15 protein-coding genes are annotated in these 15845 nt (G+C 66.3%); 11 read left to right on the top strand and 4 right to left on the bottom strand.

The window, feature by feature from the left end; translation table 11 throughout:
* Window positions 1-102 precede the first annotated feature (102 nt).
* From sdhC to Q0Q48_RS05035, 5 genes are read left to right on the top strand one after another with little or no spacing between them, the layout of a single operon-like run.
* Window positions 103-501, top strand: coding sequence for a succinate dehydrogenase, cytochrome b556 subunit (gene sdhC, locus Q0Q48_RS05015; RefSeq protein ID WP_295134913.1), 399 nt, complete (start codon window positions 103-105; stop codon window positions 499-501).
* A gap of 10 nt (window positions 502-511) precedes the next feature.
* Complete coding sequence (sdhD, locus tag Q0Q48_RS05020) at window positions 512-898, top strand: succinate dehydrogenase, hydrophobic membrane anchor protein (RefSeq protein WP_295134916.1); 387 nt, start codon at window positions 512-514, stop codon at window positions 896-898.
* A 3-nt stretch (window positions 899-901) separates the two neighbouring features.
* Window positions 902-2746: a succinate dehydrogenase flavoprotein subunit gene (sdhA, locus tag Q0Q48_RS05025; RefSeq protein WP_295134919.1), complete on the top strand. Its 1845-nt coding sequence runs from the start codon at window positions 902-904 to the stop codon at window positions 2744-2746.
* A 32-nt stretch (window positions 2747-2778) separates the two neighbouring features.
* Complete coding sequence (locus Q0Q48_RS05030; protein ID WP_295134922.1) at window positions 2779-3558, top strand: succinate dehydrogenase iron-sulfur subunit; 780 nt, start codon at window positions 2779-2781, stop codon at window positions 3556-3558.
* Between the two features lie 55 nt (window positions 3559-3613).
* The gene (locus Q0Q48_RS05035; protein WP_295134925.1) at window positions 3614-4642 is read left to right on the top strand and encodes an amino acid ABC transporter substrate-binding protein; all 1029 of its coding nucleotides are present in this window, start codon (window positions 3614-3616) and stop codon (window positions 4640-4642) included.
* 52 nt (window positions 4643-4694) lie between these two features.
* Here the strand turns inward: Q0Q48_RS05035 and Q0Q48_RS05040 are convergent, their stop codons facing one another.
* Window positions 4695-6299 carry a serine hydrolase domain-containing protein gene (locus tag Q0Q48_RS05040; protein WP_295134928.1) on the bottom strand — a complete coding sequence of 535 codons (1605 nt, stop codon included), beginning with the start codon at window positions 6297-6299 and terminating at the stop codon, window positions 4695-4697.
* Window positions 6300-6380: 81 nt separating this feature from the next.
* Here Q0Q48_RS05040 and Q0Q48_RS05045 point away from each other — a divergent pair, with 81 nt between their 5' ends.
* Window positions 6381-7190: an enoyl-CoA hydratase/isomerase family protein gene (locus tag Q0Q48_RS05045; RefSeq protein WP_295134931.1), complete on the top strand. Its 810-nt coding sequence runs from the start codon at window positions 6381-6383 to the stop codon at window positions 7188-7190.
* 85 nt (window positions 7191-7275) lie between these two features.
* Window positions 7276-9450 carry an adenylate/guanylate cyclase domain-containing protein gene (locus tag Q0Q48_RS05050; protein ID WP_295134934.1) on the top strand — a complete coding sequence of 725 codons (2175 nt, stop codon included), beginning with the start codon at window positions 7276-7278 and terminating at the stop codon, window positions 9448-9450.
* Between the two features lie 40 nt (window positions 9451-9490).
* Here the strand turns inward: Q0Q48_RS05050 and Q0Q48_RS05055 are convergent, their stop codons facing one another.
* Together Q0Q48_RS05055 and phaR are read right to left on the bottom strand one after the other, a co-directional pair.
* The gene (locus Q0Q48_RS05055; protein WP_295134937.1) at window positions 9491-9679 is read right to left on the bottom strand and encodes a DUF1289 domain-containing protein; all 189 of its coding nucleotides are present in this window, start codon (window positions 9677-9679) and stop codon (window positions 9491-9493) included.
* Between the two features lie 7 nt (window positions 9680-9686).
* Complete coding sequence (gene phaR / locus Q0Q48_RS05060; protein WP_295134939.1) at window positions 9687-10337, bottom strand: polyhydroxyalkanoate synthesis repressor PhaR; 651 nt, start codon at window positions 10335-10337, stop codon at window positions 9687-9689.
* Between the two features lie 432 nt (window positions 10338-10769).
* On the opposite strand from phaR, the gene Q0Q48_RS05065 reads away from it, so the two are divergent.
* The 4 genes from Q0Q48_RS05065 (at window position 10770) to Q0Q48_RS05080 (ending at window position 15307) form a co-directional block, all read left to right on the top strand.
* On the top strand, window positions 10770-11954 hold the full coding sequence (locus tag Q0Q48_RS05065; RefSeq protein WP_295134942.1) for an alpha/beta fold hydrolase: 1185 nt from the start codon (window positions 10770-10772) through the stop codon (window positions 11952-11954).
* Window positions 11938-12795 (top strand): LytTR family DNA-binding domain-containing protein, encoded by an 858-nt coding sequence (locus tag Q0Q48_RS05070; protein ID WP_295134944.1) that lies wholly within the window; start codon window positions 11938-11940, stop codon window positions 12793-12795. The genes Q0Q48_RS05065 and Q0Q48_RS05070 overlap by 17 nt, the downstream gene beginning before the upstream one ends.
* A gap of 114 nt (window positions 12796-12909) precedes the next feature.
* On the top strand, window positions 12910-14094 hold the full coding sequence (locus tag Q0Q48_RS05075) for an acyltransferase family protein (protein WP_295134946.1): 1185 nt from the start codon (window positions 12910-12912) through the stop codon (window positions 14092-14094).
* A 34-nt stretch (window positions 14095-14128) separates the two neighbouring features.
* A complete protein-coding gene (locus Q0Q48_RS05080) occupies window positions 14129-15307 on the top strand; it encodes an acetyl-CoA C-acetyltransferase (RefSeq protein WP_295134949.1) in 1179 nt (392 codons plus the stop codon).
* Window positions 15308-15368: 61 nt separating this feature from the next.
* Here the strand turns inward: Q0Q48_RS05080 and Q0Q48_RS05085 are convergent, their stop codons facing one another.
* Window positions 15369-15806 (bottom strand): hypothetical protein, encoded by a 438-nt coding sequence (locus Q0Q48_RS05085; RefSeq protein ID WP_295134952.1) that lies wholly within the window; start codon window positions 15804-15806, stop codon window positions 15369-15371.
* Window positions 15807-15845: the final 39 nt, after the last annotated feature.

Here is a 15845-nt window from a genome sequence, read left to right on the forward strand (position 1 = left end):
ATCCGGGGCTTAACTCGCGCGCGACGCCGACATTCATTGACTTGATGCGGCTGAGCGCTAAAAACAGCGCCAGCCGATATTCGGCACTAGAGGTCATCACGGATGAGCGTCGCCAACCGGCCGGTGCATCGGCCGCTTTCTCCGCATCTGCAGGTCTATCGCCCGCAGCTCACCTCCACTCTCTCGATCCTGCATCGCGCGACGGGCATCGCCCTGTCGGCGGGCGTGCTGTATCTCACGGCCTGGGTCGTGTGCGCGTCGGGCAGCTACGAGGTCTATGCGAAGTTCCAGGCGTTCAACAGTTCGATCGTCGGCCGCTTCGTGCTCGGCGGCTGGCTGTTCTGCGTGTTCTTCCACCTGTTCAACGGCATCCGGCACCTCTTCTGGGATGTGGGGTACGGGTTCGAGATCAAGGACGCCTACCGCAGCGGCTGGCTGGTGGTGGCGGCTTCCCTCGTTGCGACCGCGATCTCGTGGATCGTCGGCCTGCGGCTGATCTGAGGAGCGACCGATGAACAGCGATCTCAGAAGCCCCCTCAACCGCGCGCGCGGCCTCGGCTCGGCCAAGAGCGGCGTGCATCATTTCTGGATGCAGCGCCTGACGGCGGTCGCGCTGATCCCGCTCGTGATCTGGTTTGCCGTGTCACTCGTAATGCTGAGCGGTGCCGACTATGGAATGGCCCGCGCATGGCTCGGCTCGCCGTTCGTCATGGTGCTGCTGATCCTGACGATCTGCATCGGCCTGTACCACGGCCAGCTCGGCATGCAGGTCGTGATCGAGGATTACGTGCACAATGAAGGCGTCAAGCTGGCGCTGATCGTGGCGATCAAGTTCATCGCGGTATTCTTCGGGCTGGCTGCGATCGTGGCCAGCATGCGCATCGGATTCGGAGGCTAAGTCATGGCCGAGGCGAGCAGCGGCAAGGGCAACCCGCCCGTCGCAGGGACGGTCAACATCGGCAACACCGCCTACAAGGTGATCGATCACGAATACGACGTGGTCGTCGTCGGCGCCGGCGGCGCCGGCCTTCGGGCGACGTTCGGCATGGCCAACAAGGGCTTCAAGACGGCTTGCATCACCAAGGTGTTCCCGACTCGCAGCCACACCGTGGCGGCGCAGGGCGGCATCTCGGCGGCGCTGGGCAACATGGGCCCGGACGACTGGCGCTGGCACATGTACGACACCGTCAAGGGCTCCGACTGGCTCGGCGACCAGGACGCGATCGAATACATGTGCCGCGACGGCATCGGCGCGATCATCGAGCTCGAGCATTACGGCGTGCCGTTCAGCCGCACGCCCGAGGGCAAGATCTACCAGCGCCCGTTCGGCGGCATGACCACGGAATTCGGCAAGGGCATCGCCCAGCGCACCTGCGCCGCGGCCGATCGTACCGGCCATGCGATCCTGCACACGCTCTACCAGCAGTCGCTGCGGAACCACGCCGAGTTCTTCGTCGAGTACTTCGCCCTCGACCTGATCATGGACGAAGGCGTCTGCCGCGGCGTCATGGCCTGGAACCTTGACGACGGCACCATCCATCGCTTCCGCGCCCACAAGGTGGTGCTGGGGACCGGCGGCTACGGCCGCGTCTACCAGACGGCGACCTCGGCCCACACCTGCACGGGCGACGGTGGCGCCATGGTGCTGCGCGCCGGCCTGCCGCTGCAGGATCTCGAGTTCGTGCAGTTCCATCCGACCGGTGTGTTCGGTGCGGGCTGCCTCATCACCGAGGGTGTGCGCGGCGAGGGCGGCTACGTCACCAACGCCAGCGGCGAGCGCTTCATGGAGCGCTATGCCCCGACGGCCAAGGATCTGGCGTCGCGCGACGTCGTCAGCCGCTCGATGACCATCGAGATCCGCGAAGGCCGCGGCTGCGGCCCCAACAAGGATTACATCGAGCTGCACGTCGAGCATCTCGATCCGAAGATCATCCACGAGCGTCTGCCGGGCATCGCCGAGACCGCGCGCATCTTCGCCGGCGTCGACGTCACCCGCCAGCCGATCCCCATCCTGCCGACCTGCCACTACAACATGGGCGGCATCCCGGCGAACTATCACTGCGAAGTCATGACGGTGAAGGACGGCAATCCCAACACCGTCGTCCCCGGGCTGATGGCGCTGGGCGAGGCCGCCTCCGTCGGCGTCCACGGCGCCAACCGTCTCGGCTCGAACTCGCTGCTCGAACTGGTCGTGTTCGGCCGCTCGGCCGCCAATCGCGTCGCCGAGCAGATGACGCCAGGCCGGCCGCACAAGGACATGCCGCGCGCCGGAGAGGAGGCGATCGCCCGCCTCGACAAGGCGCGCCACGCCAACGGCGGCACGCCGACTGCCCAGCTGCGTGCCATGATGCAGAAGACCATGCAGAACGACTGCGCGGTGTTCCGCACGACCAAGACCCTCGAAGAGGGCTGCGTGAACATGGACAAGGTGTTCGCCGGCAAGGACGACATCAAGGTCAAGGACCGCTCGATGATCTGGAACTCCGACCTCATGGAGACCCTGGAGTTCGAGAACCTTATCCTTCAGGCGCAGGGCACGATCCGCTCGGCCGCCAACCGCCAGGAAAGCCGCGGCGCCCATGCGCACGAGGACTTTCCGAACCGCAACGACAAGGACTGGCTGAAGCATACGGTCGTCTGGGTCGACGAGAAGACCGGCAAGACCCGCATCGACTACCGCCCGGTCAACCTGCAGCCGATGAGCAACGACGTCCAGTCGTTCCCGCCAAAAGCCCGCGTGTACTAACCGCCCGCGTGAACTGAGTTCGAGAGGACGACATGGCCGAGTTCACTCTTCCCGCCAATTCCAAGGTCGGCGTCGGCGAGACCCACAAGGCTCCGGCAGGCGCCAAGAACATCCGGAAGTTCAAGATCTACCGCTGGACCCCGGAAGACGGAAAGAACCCGACGGTCGACACCTATGAAGTCGACATGGACACGTGCGGGCCGATGGTTCTCGACGCGCTGATCAAGATCAAGAACGAGATGGACAGCACGCTCACCTTCCGGCGTTCGTGCCGCGAGGGGGTGTGCGGCTCGTGCGCCATGAACATCGACGGCACCAACACGCTGGCCTGCACCAAGTTCATCGACGACGTGAAGGGCGACATCAAGATCTACCCGCTGCCGCACATGCCGGTGGTGCGCGACCTGGTGCCCGACCTCAACGTGCCCTACGCCCAGTTGAGCTCGATCGAGCCGTGGTTGAAGTCGACCACCCAGCCGCCGACGCGCGAGCGCCTGCAGTCGCCGGAGGAGCGGGCCAAGCTCGACGGCCTGTGGGAGTGCATCCTGTGCTTCTGCTGCTCGACCTCGTGCCCCAGCTACTGGTGGAACGGCGATCGTTACCTGGGGCCGGCCATCCTGCTGCAGGCCTATCGCTGGATCGCCGACAGCCGCGACGAGGCCAAGGGTGAGCGTCTCGACCAGCTCGAGGACCCGTTCCGGCTGTATCGCTGCCACACGATCATGAACTGCACCAAGACCTGCCCGAAGAGCCTCAATCCGGCGAAGGCGATCGCCGAGATCAAGAAGCTGATGGTCGAACGCACGATCTAGACGGCTCATCTTTTGCTATGCTGGGGCCACCGGGGACAGACAGGGGGCTTCAGCAATGTCATTCAAATCCATCACCATATCCGCCACGCTTGCCGGCATGGCGGCGTTCGCCGCGGGACCGGCCTCGGCCGGACAGACCTTCGACGCGGTCAAGGCCAAGGGCTTCGTCCAGTGCGCCGTGAACACCGGCCTGGCGGGTTTCTCCTTCGCCGACAGCCAGGGCAAGTGGACGGGCCTCGACGTCGATCTCTGCAAGGCCATCGCTGCGGCGATGTTCGGCGACGCCGAGAAGGTCAAGTTCACCCCGACCACCGCCCAGCAGCGCTTCGTCGCCCTGCAGTCGGGCGAGGTCGACGTCATCACCCGCAACGCGACGCAGACGCTGCTGCGCGACACCTCGCTCGGCTTCAACATCGCGGGCGTCAATTTCTACGACGGCCAGGGCTTCATCGTGCCGGCCAAGAGCAACATCAAGAGCGCCAAGGAGCTGAACGGCGCCACGATCTGCGTGCAGCCGGGCACCACGACCGAGCTCAACCTCGCGGACTATTTCCGCAAGAACAAGATGACCTTCAAGCCGGTGCTGATCGAGAAGCTCGACGAGCTGCTGCAGGCCTATGCCGCCGGCCGCTGCGACGCCTACACGACCGACGCGTCGGGTCTCGCCGCGGTGCGTGCCGGCCAGCTCGCCGGCAAGGGCGAGCATGTCATCCTGCCCGAGCGCATCTCCAAGGAGCCGCTCGGCCCGATCGTGCGCCATGGCGACGACCAGTGGTTCGATCTCGTGAAATGGACCCTGATGGGCATGATCGAGGCCGAGGAAATGGGCATCAGCTCGAAGAACGTCGACGAGATGATGAAGAGCGACGATCCCGCCGTGAAGCGCTTCCTTGGCGTCACGCCGGGCTTCGGCAAGGCCGTCGGCGTCGACGAGAAGTGGATGTACAACGTCATCAAGCAGGTCGGTAACTACGGCGAAAGCTACGACCGCCATGTCGGCCCGGCCACGCCGCTCAAGCTCGAGCGTGGCCAGAACGCGCTGTGGACCAACGGCGGCCTGCTCTACGCGATCCCGTTCCGCTAGGAATCAAGCTCTTCCCCTTTGCGGAATCCGCAAAGGGGAAGAGTCCGAAGGCTCAATCCTCGCGATCGAACCGCATCTTCTTGATACGGCCGGTCGAGACTTCGAGCGCGGCGATCGCACCGTCGCGGTCGCGGACCAGATGGGCGAGCTGGGTGGCCTTGATCCAGCTGCCCGGCGATTCCAGCTCCACCGTGTCGGCGTCGAGACCGCGCACGATCCACGGCGCGCCGCCGGAGATCAGCGGTCCGCCGACGTCCATCTTCCAGTCCTTGCCGTCGCGGGTGATGCGCCACACGGCGGCACAGTCGGACGAGACGTAGGTTCCGGCGAGGTCGGTCGGCACGGCTGCGCGCTTGCCCACTTTCGTGAAGGTGAGCACGCGCCCCGCGCCGAGATTCACCTTCATCGTGCCCTTCGGACCGGGCTTCAGCGCGAACTCGTAGGAACCGCGTTCCGCCGCCAGCCAGCCGCCGGCGCGGCGGCCGAGCGCGAAGGGCAGGCCGTTCTGCGTCACGGTCGCCTCGCCGTTGCGCCACGCCAGGTCGAACAGCGACGGCTCCTGCGCATTGAACCAGGTCCCGGCGAGCGGCTTGATCTCGGCCTGCGTGATCGCGGGCAGGGCGGGCTTCATATTCCTGTTGTCTTCGAGAGCCAGCGCCGCAATGACGCGGGCGCGCCGCCACGGATCGATGCTGCCCAGGTTGGCGATCACCACCACCGTGAGGCCGGCCCTCGGCACGCGCAGGAATTCGGTGCGGAAGCCCGGCCACAGGCCGCCGTGACCCACCGTCTGCAGGCCGCGCAGCTCCTCGACGGCGACACCGCGGCGGTAGTTGTTGGCGTGGCCGCCGGTGAGGCCGGCGATGGCTGTGAGCTGCGCGGGGATCGTCTTGCCGAGGATTGGCTTGTCGAAATGCCGGCTCCAGATCAACAGGTCCTCGACGGTCGAGGTGAGTCCGCCTTCGCCGCCCTGCGGATAGGCATGCGCGGCGCGACGGAAACCCTGCTCGGCGTCGCCGAGATAGCCGGTGGCGAGGTTCGGGATCACCGCATCGATTTCGGCCACCAGCGAGGTCTGCGCCATGCCGAGCGGCTTGAAGATGCGTTCGGCCAGCAGGTCGCCCAGCTTCTTCTTCGCCAGCTTCTCGACGATCAGGCCCAGCAGCAGGAAGTTGGTGTTGCTGTAGAGGAAGCGGCTGCCCGGTGCGAAATTGAGGTGGCGGTTGCGCGTGCAGGCGTCGAACAGATCCTCGGGGCGCGCCGGCCTGTCGAGCCCGTGGCCGCCCAGCCGCAGCAGCTCGAGGAAGTCGGGCAGGCCGCTCGAATTGCGCATCATCTGGTCGACCGTCACCGGCAGCGGCGGCAGCTCGGGCAGGTATTTGTGCGGCGGATCGGACAGCTTCAGCCTGCCTTCGGCGGCCAGCATCAGGGCTGCCGTCACCGTGAACTGCTTGCTCACCGAGGCGATGCGGAAGCGTGTGTCGGGCCGGATCGGGACACCCAGTTCGATACTGGCCAGGCCGAAACCCTTGCAGAACTCGATCTCGCCATCGCGCATCACGCCGACGACGGAGCCCGGCGATCCGGGCTTGGTGTAGGGGGCAAACAGCGCGTTGACGCGGCGTTCGAAGACGGTGGATTCAATCGCTTTCGGCATGAGGATCAGTCAATCGAAGCGGCTCGCCCTTGTAAAGGCGAGGCGTTAGGGTCGCGGCACATGCCGGAGGAAATGCGCGCGATGGACCGTCAGTTCGTGAATATCGAGAAGGGCCTGGGGCCGCAGGGGCGCATCGCCGTCGTGCGTTTCGACCGCGGCGACAACATCAATGCGCTGAGCCAGCAGGCGATGCGCGAACTGCGCGACGTGCCGCGCGAGTTCGAGGACGATCTCGAAACCTCGGTCGTGATCCTGACGGGCTCGGCCCGGGCCTTCTCCGCCGGCTTCGACCTCAAGGATGGCGACGGCCGTGCCCGCGACGGTCTGCCGATCGGCGAGCGCATCCATCGCCAGCGGCTGGGGCCGAAGATGTGCAAGGCGTGGCAGGACATGGACCAGGTGACGATCGCCGCCATCGAAGGCCATTGCATCGGCGGCGGCGCGGCGCTCGTCGTGTCGCTCGACTTCCGCACCTGCGGCCGCTCGGCGCATTTCCGCATTCCCGAGGTCGAGCTCGGCATGAACATGAGCTGGGGCTCGATCCCGCGCATGCTGGCGCTGATGGGTCCGGCCCGCACCAAGCAGGCGGTGATCCTGGCGTCCGACCGGATCGGCGCGGCGGAGGCGCTGGACTGGGGACTGGTCGAGAACGTCGTGGAGGACGGACAGGCGCTCGCCGCGTCGATGGAATTCGCCGGGCGCATCGCGCGCCAGCCACCGATCCCGGTGCGCATGAGCAAGGCGTCGGTCAACCGTCTCGCCCATGCCCTCGACGATCTCGCTGCGCACATGGATGCGGACCAGAATGTGCTGACGGGTCTTACCGAGGACTACAAGGAAGGCACGTCCGCCTTCCGCGAGAAGCGCAAGCCCTCTTTCAGGGGGCGTTGAGCCGGGAGCGCGTCATTGCCGCGGCATCTATACTTATTGCACTCCGTTGCGCCGAATGGACGGAATACTTGACCGAGGCAGCGACATGAATCCCGGGCGCATACTTGCCTATCTGCGGCCGAAGGGCTGGCGCCTGCAATTCAGCATCGGCGCCATCTTCGCCATCCTGGTCACGCCGTCGATCGCCGGGTTGATCTACTGGTCCTATGATACTTCCTTGGCCCTAATCAGCCAATATGCGGAACGCGACGTCAAGAATGCGGCCGAGGACGCCAAGAACACGATGGCCGCGCCGCTCCGGCGGTTTGCCGATTCCGTCCTGATTGCGGCACAGGTCGAGGCGGCGATGCCGGGCTTTCTGCGCGGCCCGGATTCGGACCGTATGATGATCCAGGAGCTCCGTAATAGCCCCGGCCTGACGAGTTACTATGTCGGCTTTGCAGATGGCTCCTTCCGGCAGATGCAGCGGGTCGCGCTGGGAGCCAAGGTGAGCGGCATCACGCCGCCGGCCGAGACGCGCTTCGCGTCCCGGATGATCGACCGGTCCTCGGGTGATGTCGCCCTCGATCGATATGTCTTCCTGGATGCCGAGGCGCGGCGTCTCGGCGACGGCTCCGCCGGGCCCACGACCTACGATGCCCGACAGCGTTCCTTCTGGCGCCTCGCCGAGCGGCTCAAATCCGACCGGACGCAATCCGCCGTGGCGATCGCCGATCCCTATGTCATCGGCAGCGTCGGCAAGTTTGGCATGTCGGTGTCGGCGCCGGTCGTGCGCAACGGGCAGCTCGTGGCGGCGGTGGCGACGAACTTCACCCTTGATCGGGTGTCCCAGTACCTGCAGGCCCATCCTGCGAGTGCGAATGCCACGACCTTGGTGGTGTCGCGCGATGGTACGGTCATCGTCCACCCGGACCCCGCCGAGATGGCGGATCGGAAGGGCGACGAGATCGTGTCGCGGCGTGTCGGCGATATCTCCAACGCCGCGGTTCGCGCCGCCTTCGCCCGGCGCAGCGAGCTGAAGAGCGACTACTTCACGTTCACGGCGCTTTCGGACGGTGCCGAATATGTGGCGCTCTTCGTGCCCTTCCTTGCCGAGTTCGGGAAACCCTGGGAAATCGTGATCGTGGCGCCGACCGACGACTTCATCGGGCCGCTGCGCCGGAACAATCGATTGATGGCTATAGTCGGTACGGCGGTGATCGTCGTCCTGCTGCTTCTCATCAGCGGCTTCGCGCGGCTGATCTCGCGCCCCCTGGTCGGCCTGGTCCGCGAGATCCGTACCATCGAGAGATTCTCGCTGGATACGGAGGTCCGGCTTTCGTCGAATATCAGGGAAGTGAAGCAGCTCATCGCAGCGACGCAGATGATGAAGACGGCGCTGCGGGCCTTCACCGCCTACGTGCCGCGCGAGGTCGTCCGGGGCCTGCTGCTTTCCGGCCGGCCGATCGAGCTCGGCGGGCGCAGCAGTCACCTCACCATCATGTTCACCGATCTGGAAGCCTTCTCGACGCTGGCGGAGAACAGTCCGGCGCGAGCTCTCCTGGATCAGGTTTCGACCTACCTGGGCATGGTCACGCACGCGGTGAACGAGACGTCGGGTTCGGTCGACAAGTTCATCGGCGATTCGGTTATGGCCTTCTGGGGCGCGCCGTTGGCCGATGACGACCACGCCTATCATGCCTGCGTTGCCGCCGTGCATGCCAAGCGCCGGCTGGCCGCGCAGAACGTGCTTTGGCAGGAGAAGGGGAGTCCTGAGCTGCGCATGCGGGTCGGCATCCACAGCGACGCCGTGCTGGTCGGAAACGTCGGCTCGATGGAGCGCATGAGCTATACCGTCATGGGTGACGGTGTGAACATCGCCGCCCGACTGGAGGGCATCAACAAGCAGTTCGGGACCGCGATCTGCGTCAGCCACTCGGTGTTCCGCGAGTGCGGCGAGCGGTTGTGGCTGCGGCCGATCGATCAGGTTGCCGTCAAGGGACGGCGTGGCGGTATTCTCATCTATGAGCTGCTGGCGATACGCGGCGGGGAAGCCGATCTTGCGGCGTCACCGGCAGAGCAGGAGATCTGCCGACGCACCGCCGAGGCCTACGCCCTCATGGCGGAAGGCGACCTTGCGACGGCGGCCCGCGCCTACGACGACATTGCGAGGACCTTCAACGATCCGTTGGCCGTGGAGATGGGGCGACGCTGTCGTGAGGGAAGGCCGAGCGCTCAGTTGATCGAGGTGTCGGAGAACGCGAAAGTCCAACCCGGCTGATCTTTCGTTTCCGGCGCTGACTCCTCCAGCGGCCTGTTTGCTAGAACTTCCGCGTCGGCAACTGGTCGACGATGGCCTGGCGCGCGGGGTCGTCGAGCATCGCCCAGCGGCCGATCTCCTCGATGGTGCGCCTGCAGCCAAGGCAGAAGCCGCTCTTCTGGTCGAGCTTGCAGATGCCGATACAGGGCGACATCACGCGACGGACCGCGGATGTTGGCGACGACGTCATGGCGCCGTCAGGGCTTCTTGCCGAGTTCCGCGAGCTGGTTCTGCAACTCGTCGAGCTTGCGCTTCAGGTCGTCGATCGCGGTGTCGCCGGAGGGCGCCGAGGTCTCCGGCTTGGCCGGCTCGTGGCCGTTGGCCGCCGCCGGCGTGGAGGCCTGCCCACCGGGAGGCTGGCTGCCGGGCGCGGTGCCGAACGGGTTGAACATGCGCATGGCGTTCTCGAACATCGCCATGTTCTGCTTGCCCATCGACTCGAACTGCTGGAACGGATTGAAGCCGAAGGCATTCTGCATGTAGCGCCGCATCTGGTCCTGATTGCGCGCGAACTGGGTCATCGACATTTCAAGGTACTGCGGCACCACGCCCTGCAGGCTGTCGCCGTAGAAGGAGATGAGCTGTCGCAGGAACGGGATCGGCAGCAACGTCTGGCCGCCCTTGCTCTCTTCCTCGAAGATGATCTGCGTCAGCACCGAGCGCGTGATCTCGTCGCCGGTCTTGGCGTCGTAGACGACGAAGTCGGTCTTGTCCTTCACCATCTGCGATAGATGGTCGAGCGTCACATAGGCCGAGGTCGCGGTATTGTAGAGCCGCCGGTTCGCGTACTTCTTGATCACCACAGGCGCCGCTTTCGGTCCGCCTTCGGGTACTGCCTGATCGGCCATTACGCTTCGCTCCTCTAGCTCCCGCGCGCGGTGAACGCTCGTTTACTGGGATTGGTCACCTTAGCGCCGATGCCGCAGTGCGACAAGGCAGGCTTTGCTCACGCGAAAGCAGCGTCTGCGCATCGATGCGTTATACTATGTGGATGGCCTCAGAGAACGATGACACGAAAGGCGATTCCGGCTCCGATTTCGACAGGTTGGCGCGGCGCTACCTCGATCTGTGGCAGAGCCAGCTATCCGGTCTCGCCTCGGATCAGGCCGTGACCGAGCAGATCGCCCGTCTGTTCGCGGCCGCGAACGCCCAGGTCGCGGCGGCCATGCAGGTTGCCCAGGGAGCGTCTCATGCAGACCCGACTAGGTCCCCGTCCGCTGCCGCTCCATCTGGGAACGGCCCTGATGACGTGGGCGAGCTCCGAAAGCGCGTGGAGGCTCTTGAAGCAAGGCTCGCCGAGCTCGAATCCCGCAGCCGGGGCTCCTGATTCGCTGACGGCCCTGCTGCCGGAGATTGCCGCACTCGAAGCGAAGGCCGGCGCCGGCCAGTTCGAGCAGGCGTTGCAGCGCGAGATCCGCCGGCGCCAGGTCCGGCTGGCCGACGGTGTGCTGGCCTATCAGCGCAATGACGTTCAGCGCACCCTGATCGATCCGCCTTCGGTGTGGCGCGAAGGAAATACGCGGCTGCTCGACTACGGCACCACGAATCGCACGGCCCGCAGGCGCGGCACGCGCGCGGTTCTCGTCGTGCCGTCCCTGATCAACCGCTGGGAAGTGCTCGATCTCACGCAGGAGAAGAGCCTGTTGCGCACCATGGCGGTGGCAGGACTGCGGCCCTATCTCGTCGACTGGGGAACGCCCGATGCCGAGGAGCGTGGCTTCGACACGACGGCCTATGTGGCACGCCTCGAACGGGCGCTCGCGTTCGTCGCGAAGCGCGCGCGCCGGGCGCCGGCAGTCCTGGGCTATTGCATGGGCGGCACGCTCACCGTGGCGCTGGCTGCGCGCAAGCCGCGCCGCGTCGCCGGGCTGGCGCTGATGGCGGCGCCGTGGGACTTCCACGCCGACCGCACCGGCCATGCTTTCCTGCTGTCGATGGGGCCGGTGCTCGCCGAGGTCGCCGACAAGGTGGGCGAGCTGCCGGTCGACATCCTGCAGACCCTGTTCTGGTCGCTCGATCCCTGGCTCGCGGTGAAGAAGTTCAGCCGCTTCATCGGCATGGATCCGAAGAGTGAACATGCAAGGGAATTCATCCTGCTCGAGGATTGGCTGAACGGCGGTGCGCCGCTCGCCGGCCCGACGGCGCGCGAATGCCTCGTCGACTGGTACGGCAACAACACGACGGGCAGCAACAAATGGGTGGTCGCCGGGCGTCGCGTCGTGCCCGCGAAGATCAAGGTACCGTCGCTGGTCATGATTCCCTCGGGCGACCGCATCGTGCCGCCGCTGTCGGCCGCCGCGCTGGCGGACCCGAAGAAGGGCCTGAAGAACGCCAGGCGGATCGATCTGCCGCTCGGCCATATCGGCATGGTGGTGAGCGGCCGTGCCCGCGAGCTGTGCTGGACGCCGCTGATCGAGTGGATCTCCGCTCTTCCCGCCCGGCGATCCCGTGTCGTCACCGGCTAGGCCCTTCGACAGGCGCGTGCCGGCGATCTGGGCGGCATTGCTGACGGTCTCCGTCTTCGCGCATGCCCATGTCGAGATGGCGAACGAGACAGCGCGCGGCATTCCGATGGCCTACGGCACCGCGCTGGCGATACAGGTTTCCAGCCACCTGGTCGTGGCGGCGATGCTGCCCGCGATCTACTGGCTGCACCGGCGCTGGCCGATCGGCGAGCATCCGCGCAACCTGCTCTTCCACGTCGCGGCGCTGGTGCCCTTCAGCATCGCCCACACGCTTGGCATGGCGGCACTAAGGTTCCTGTGGTTCGGCGGCATCGTCGGCATACCGTACAGCTTTCCCCTCACCCTCGAGCGGCTGCTCTACGAATTCGCCAAGGACATCATCGCCTACGCCCTGTTGAGCGCCGGCACGGTGGCGCTGCGCCATTACCTCACTCGGCCGGTCCCGCCGCCGGCCGTGCAAGGCGCGGCGACGCCCGAACCGGCACCGGAATCCTCACCGAGGCCGCTGCCGGAGCGCTTCGCCGTCCGCCGCAAGGGTCGGGAGATCATGGTCGAGGTCGCCGACATCGACTGGATCGAAGCCTCGGGAAACTACGCCGTGCTGCATGTCGGCGACGAGACCTTCGAGATCCGCTCCTCGCTCACGAAGCTTGAAGGCGAGCTCGATCCCAAACGGTTCGTGCGGGTGCACAAATCCCATCTGGTCAATATCGCCCGTGTCGCCGAGGTGACGCCGTGGGTGAACGGCGACTGGCGCATCCGCCTGCAGGGCGGGGCCGAGGTGAACCTGAGCCGGCGCTATCGCCAGCGCTTCGAGGCGCTGGCGCCCGTCAGGGCCTGACCGGACGTCCCGCAACGGGCGCCGGTCGTCCCATTGGATGCGCCGGTCATCACAAAACGACACCGAATCAAGGGCTTGAAGAGTAGGTCGGGGCATCCGCCCTGGAGCCCCGCGATGCAACCTGCCGCCCCAGCCACCCGCCGTGCCGATCTCGACTGGCTGCGGGTCCTCGCCTTCGGCCTGCTGATTTTCTATCACCCCGGGATGGCCTGGTCGGGCTGGAGCTGGCACGTCACCAGCCCGGACAGTCTCGAAGGCCTGCGCGAGGCCATGCGGTTCCTGAACCGCTGGCGCATGCCGCTGATCTTCGTGGTCTCGGGCGCGGCCATCATGCTGGCGTTGGGCGATCGCACACCGGGAGCCTTCGTCCGCGATCGGCTGAAGCGCCTGCTGCTGCCGCTGGCCTTCGGCATGGTCGTGATCGTGCCGCCGCAGGTCTATCTGGAGCGGCTGTCGCGCGGGCAGTTCAGCGGCTCGTTCCTGCAATGGCTGCCGCAGGCCTTCGACGGAGTCTATCCGACGGGCAACCTGAGCTGGCATCACCTCTGGTTCGTGGCCTACGTCCTCGTGCTGACGCTGGCGCTGCTGCCGGTCTTCCTGTGGGCGCGGTCGGCGGCAGGACGGGCGGCCATGGGTCAGGCCGGCCGGATTGCGGCCCGCCAGGGCCTGCAGTGGGCGATGGTCCTGCCGCTCGCCGCCTCGACCCTCTGGCTGGCGCCGGTCTCGTGGAACGTCAACGGGCTGATCGGCGACTGGCACGGGCTCGTCTCCTACGGCGCACTGCTGCTCTACGGCGCCTTCATCTTCGGATCCCCCGAGCTGCTGGAGGCATTGCAGCGCCAGCGTCTTTTCTCGCTGGCCGTCGGACTCATTGCCTATGCAATCCTCTATGCCGGCTTCTTCGCGGGCACCGTCCGGCCGTCCATCGCACCGGAGGCGCGTCCGGTCTTTGCGCTGCTGTCGGCGGTCAACCTCATGGCGTGGCTGTTCGCAATCATCGGGTTCGCGCACCGGTATCTCGTCCGGCGACCCGCCTTCCTCCCGGAAGCGACCGAGGCGGTCTATCCCTTCTACCTGATCCACCAGACCGTGACGGTCGTGGCGGTCTACGGGCTCCTCGAGATCGGCATGCCGCCGCTCGCCGGCTTCGTCGCCGCGGTCGTGGCGACCTTCGCCGGGACATGGCTGATTTATGCAGGTCTGGTGCGGCCGTGGCGCTGGATCAGGCCGCTGTTCGGAATGAAGGCGACCGTTCCGGGGGAGCGGCGGTCCTTGCCCCGCCGCGCGGCAGGCCTATAAATATCGGCAAGGGCGGCCTGCCAAGGAGGATTTCATGACGGACATCGTTATCGCGAGTGCTGCGCGCACGCCAATCGGCTCGTTCAACGGCGCGTTCGGCGCCGTGCCGGCACACGATCTCGGCAAGGTCGCCATCAAGGGTGCGCTGGAGCGCGCCAAGGTGAAGCCCGAGGAAGTCGACGAAGTCATCATGGGCCAGATCCTGACCGGCGGTCAGGGCCAGAACCCGGCGCGGCAGGCGGCTGTCAACTCCGGCATCCCGGTCGAGAAGACCGCGCTCGGCATCAACCAGCTCTGCGGCTCCGGCCTGCGCGCCGTCGCCTTCGGCTGGCAGGCGATCCGTAACGGCGACGCCAGCATCATGGTGGTCGGCGGCCAGGAGAGCATGAGCCAGGCGCCGCACGCCGCGCATCTGCGCGACGGCACCAAGATGGGCGAGCTCAAGATGGTCGACACCATGCTGAAGGACGGTCTGTGGGATGCCTTCCACGGCTATCACATGGGCAACACCGCCGAGAACGTCGCGCAGAAGTACCAGATCACCCGCGCCGAGCAGGATGCCTTCGCGGCTTCGTCGCAGAACAAGGCCGAGGCGGCGCAGAAGTCCGGTCGCTTCAAGGACGAGATCGTCCCGGTGACGATCAAGACCCGCAAGGGCGAGGTCGTCGTCGATACCGACGAGTTTCCGCGTCACGGCACGACGGTCGAGGCGCTGGGCAAGCTGCGCCCGGCCTTCACCAAGGAAGGCGGCTCGGTCACCGCCGGCAACGCGTCGGGCATCAACGACGGCGCCGCGGCGCTGGTTCTGATGAGCGCCGACGAGGCCAAGAAGCGCGGCATCACCCCGCTCGCGAAGATCGTGTCCTGGGCGACCACGGGCGTCGATCCGTCGATCATGGGCATCGGTCCGGTCACGGCCTCGCAGGCCGCGCTGAAGAAGGCCGGCTGGACGGTCAAGGATCTCGACCTCGTCGAGGCCAATGAAGCCTTTGCGGCCCAGGCCGTCGCCGTCGGCAAGGAACTCGGCCTCGATGCCGCGAAGCTCAACGTCAATGGCGGCGCGATCGCGCTCGGCCATCCGATCGGCGCCTCGGGCGCGCGCGTGCTGACGACGCTGCTTTATGAGATGCAGAAGCGCGACGCCAAGAAGGGCCTCGCCACCCTGTGCATCGGCGGCGGCATGGGCATCGCCATGTGCGTCCAGCGCGACTGATCTGCGGTCGACGCTTCAGAGTTCAAACGCCCGAAGGAGTGATCCTTCGGGCGTTTTCTTTTCAGGGATTGTAGTAGCTGCCGACCTGGGTGCCGGCGCGGACGAGGCGTCGTCCGTCCTCCTGCGACAGCCAGAGGAGTTCGGCGTCGTCGGTGCCCTTGGGCTGCGCCAGCAGGAATCGCGTCTCGCCCGGTACTACGGTGATGACCACCTCGGTGCTCTCGCTGCTGCCGAAGGCGCGCAGGTCGTAGGGATTGGGCGGCAGGTCGAGGCGCATCCAGGTCGAACCCGTCAGCCCGCCGACGGGATGGCGGCTCATGGAGATTGGGATGCTCGGCGCATCCGGCGGCGCCTTGTCGCGTACGATGTAGAGGGCGGCCATGCCCTCCTTGGCGACGGGGAAGGACGTCGTGCCATAGGCCTGGTACCAGGGCGACGGCGAGTTCTGGCAAGCGGACAGGGAAAGCGCCAGCAACGCGGCGCCCAGGAACTTCATCATGCAACGACCTCCGGCGGCAAAGTCCGACGGACCGGCCTG

Origin of the sequence: uncultured Reyranella sp., from assembly GCF_945957355.1 — a bacterium.
Classification (GTDB): domain Bacteria; phylum Pseudomonadota; class Alphaproteobacteria; order Reyranellales; family Reyranellaceae; genus Reyranella.

Excerpts from the sequence above, each read along its gene's own strand:
- sdhC (WP_295134913.1), top strand. The coding sequence starts at position 103 with ATGAGCGTCGCCAACCGGCCGGTGCATCGGCCGCTTTCTCCGCATCTG.
- sdhD (WP_295134916.1), top strand. The coding sequence starts at position 512 with ATGAACAGCGATCTCAGAAGCCCCCTCAACCGCGCGCGCGGCCTCGGC.
- sdhA (WP_295134919.1), top strand. The coding sequence starts at position 902 with ATGGCCGAGGCGAGCAGCGGCAAGGGCAACCCGCCCGTCGCAGGGACG.
- Q0Q48_RS05030 (WP_295134922.1), top strand. The coding sequence starts at position 2,779 with ATGGCCGAGTTCACTCTTCCCGCCAATTCCAAGGTCGGCGTCGGCGAG.
- Q0Q48_RS05035 (WP_295134925.1), top strand. The coding sequence starts at position 3,614 with ATGTCATTCAAATCCATCACCATATCCGCCACGCTTGCCGGCATGGCG.
- Q0Q48_RS05040 (WP_295134928.1), bottom strand. The coding sequence starts at position 6,299 with ATGCCGAAAGCGATTGAATCCACCGTCTTCGAACGCCGCGTCAACGCG.
- Q0Q48_RS05045 (WP_295134931.1), top strand. The coding sequence starts at position 6,381 with ATGGACCGTCAGTTCGTGAATATCGAGAAGGGCCTGGGGCCGCAGGGG.
- Q0Q48_RS05050 (WP_295134934.1), top strand. The coding sequence starts at position 7,276 with ATGAATCCCGGGCGCATACTTGCCTATCTGCGGCCGAAGGGCTGGCGC.
- Q0Q48_RS05055 (WP_295134937.1), bottom strand. The coding sequence starts at position 9,679 with ATGACGTCGTCGCCAACATCCGCGGTCCGTCGCGTGATGTCGCCCTGT.
- phaR (WP_295134939.1), bottom strand. The coding sequence starts at position 10,337 with ATGGCCGATCAGGCAGTACCCGAAGGCGGACCGAAAGCGGCGCCTGTG.
- Q0Q48_RS05075 (WP_295134946.1), top strand. The coding sequence starts at position 12,910 with ATGCAACCTGCCGCCCCAGCCACCCGCCGTGCCGATCTCGACTGGCTG.
- Q0Q48_RS05080 (WP_295134949.1), top strand. The coding sequence starts at position 14,129 with ATGACGGACATCGTTATCGCGAGTGCTGCGCGCACGCCAATCGGCTCG.
- Q0Q48_RS05085 (WP_295134952.1), bottom strand. The coding sequence starts at position 15,806 with ATGATGAAGTTCCTGGGCGCCGCGTTGCTGGCGCTTTCCCTGTCCGCT.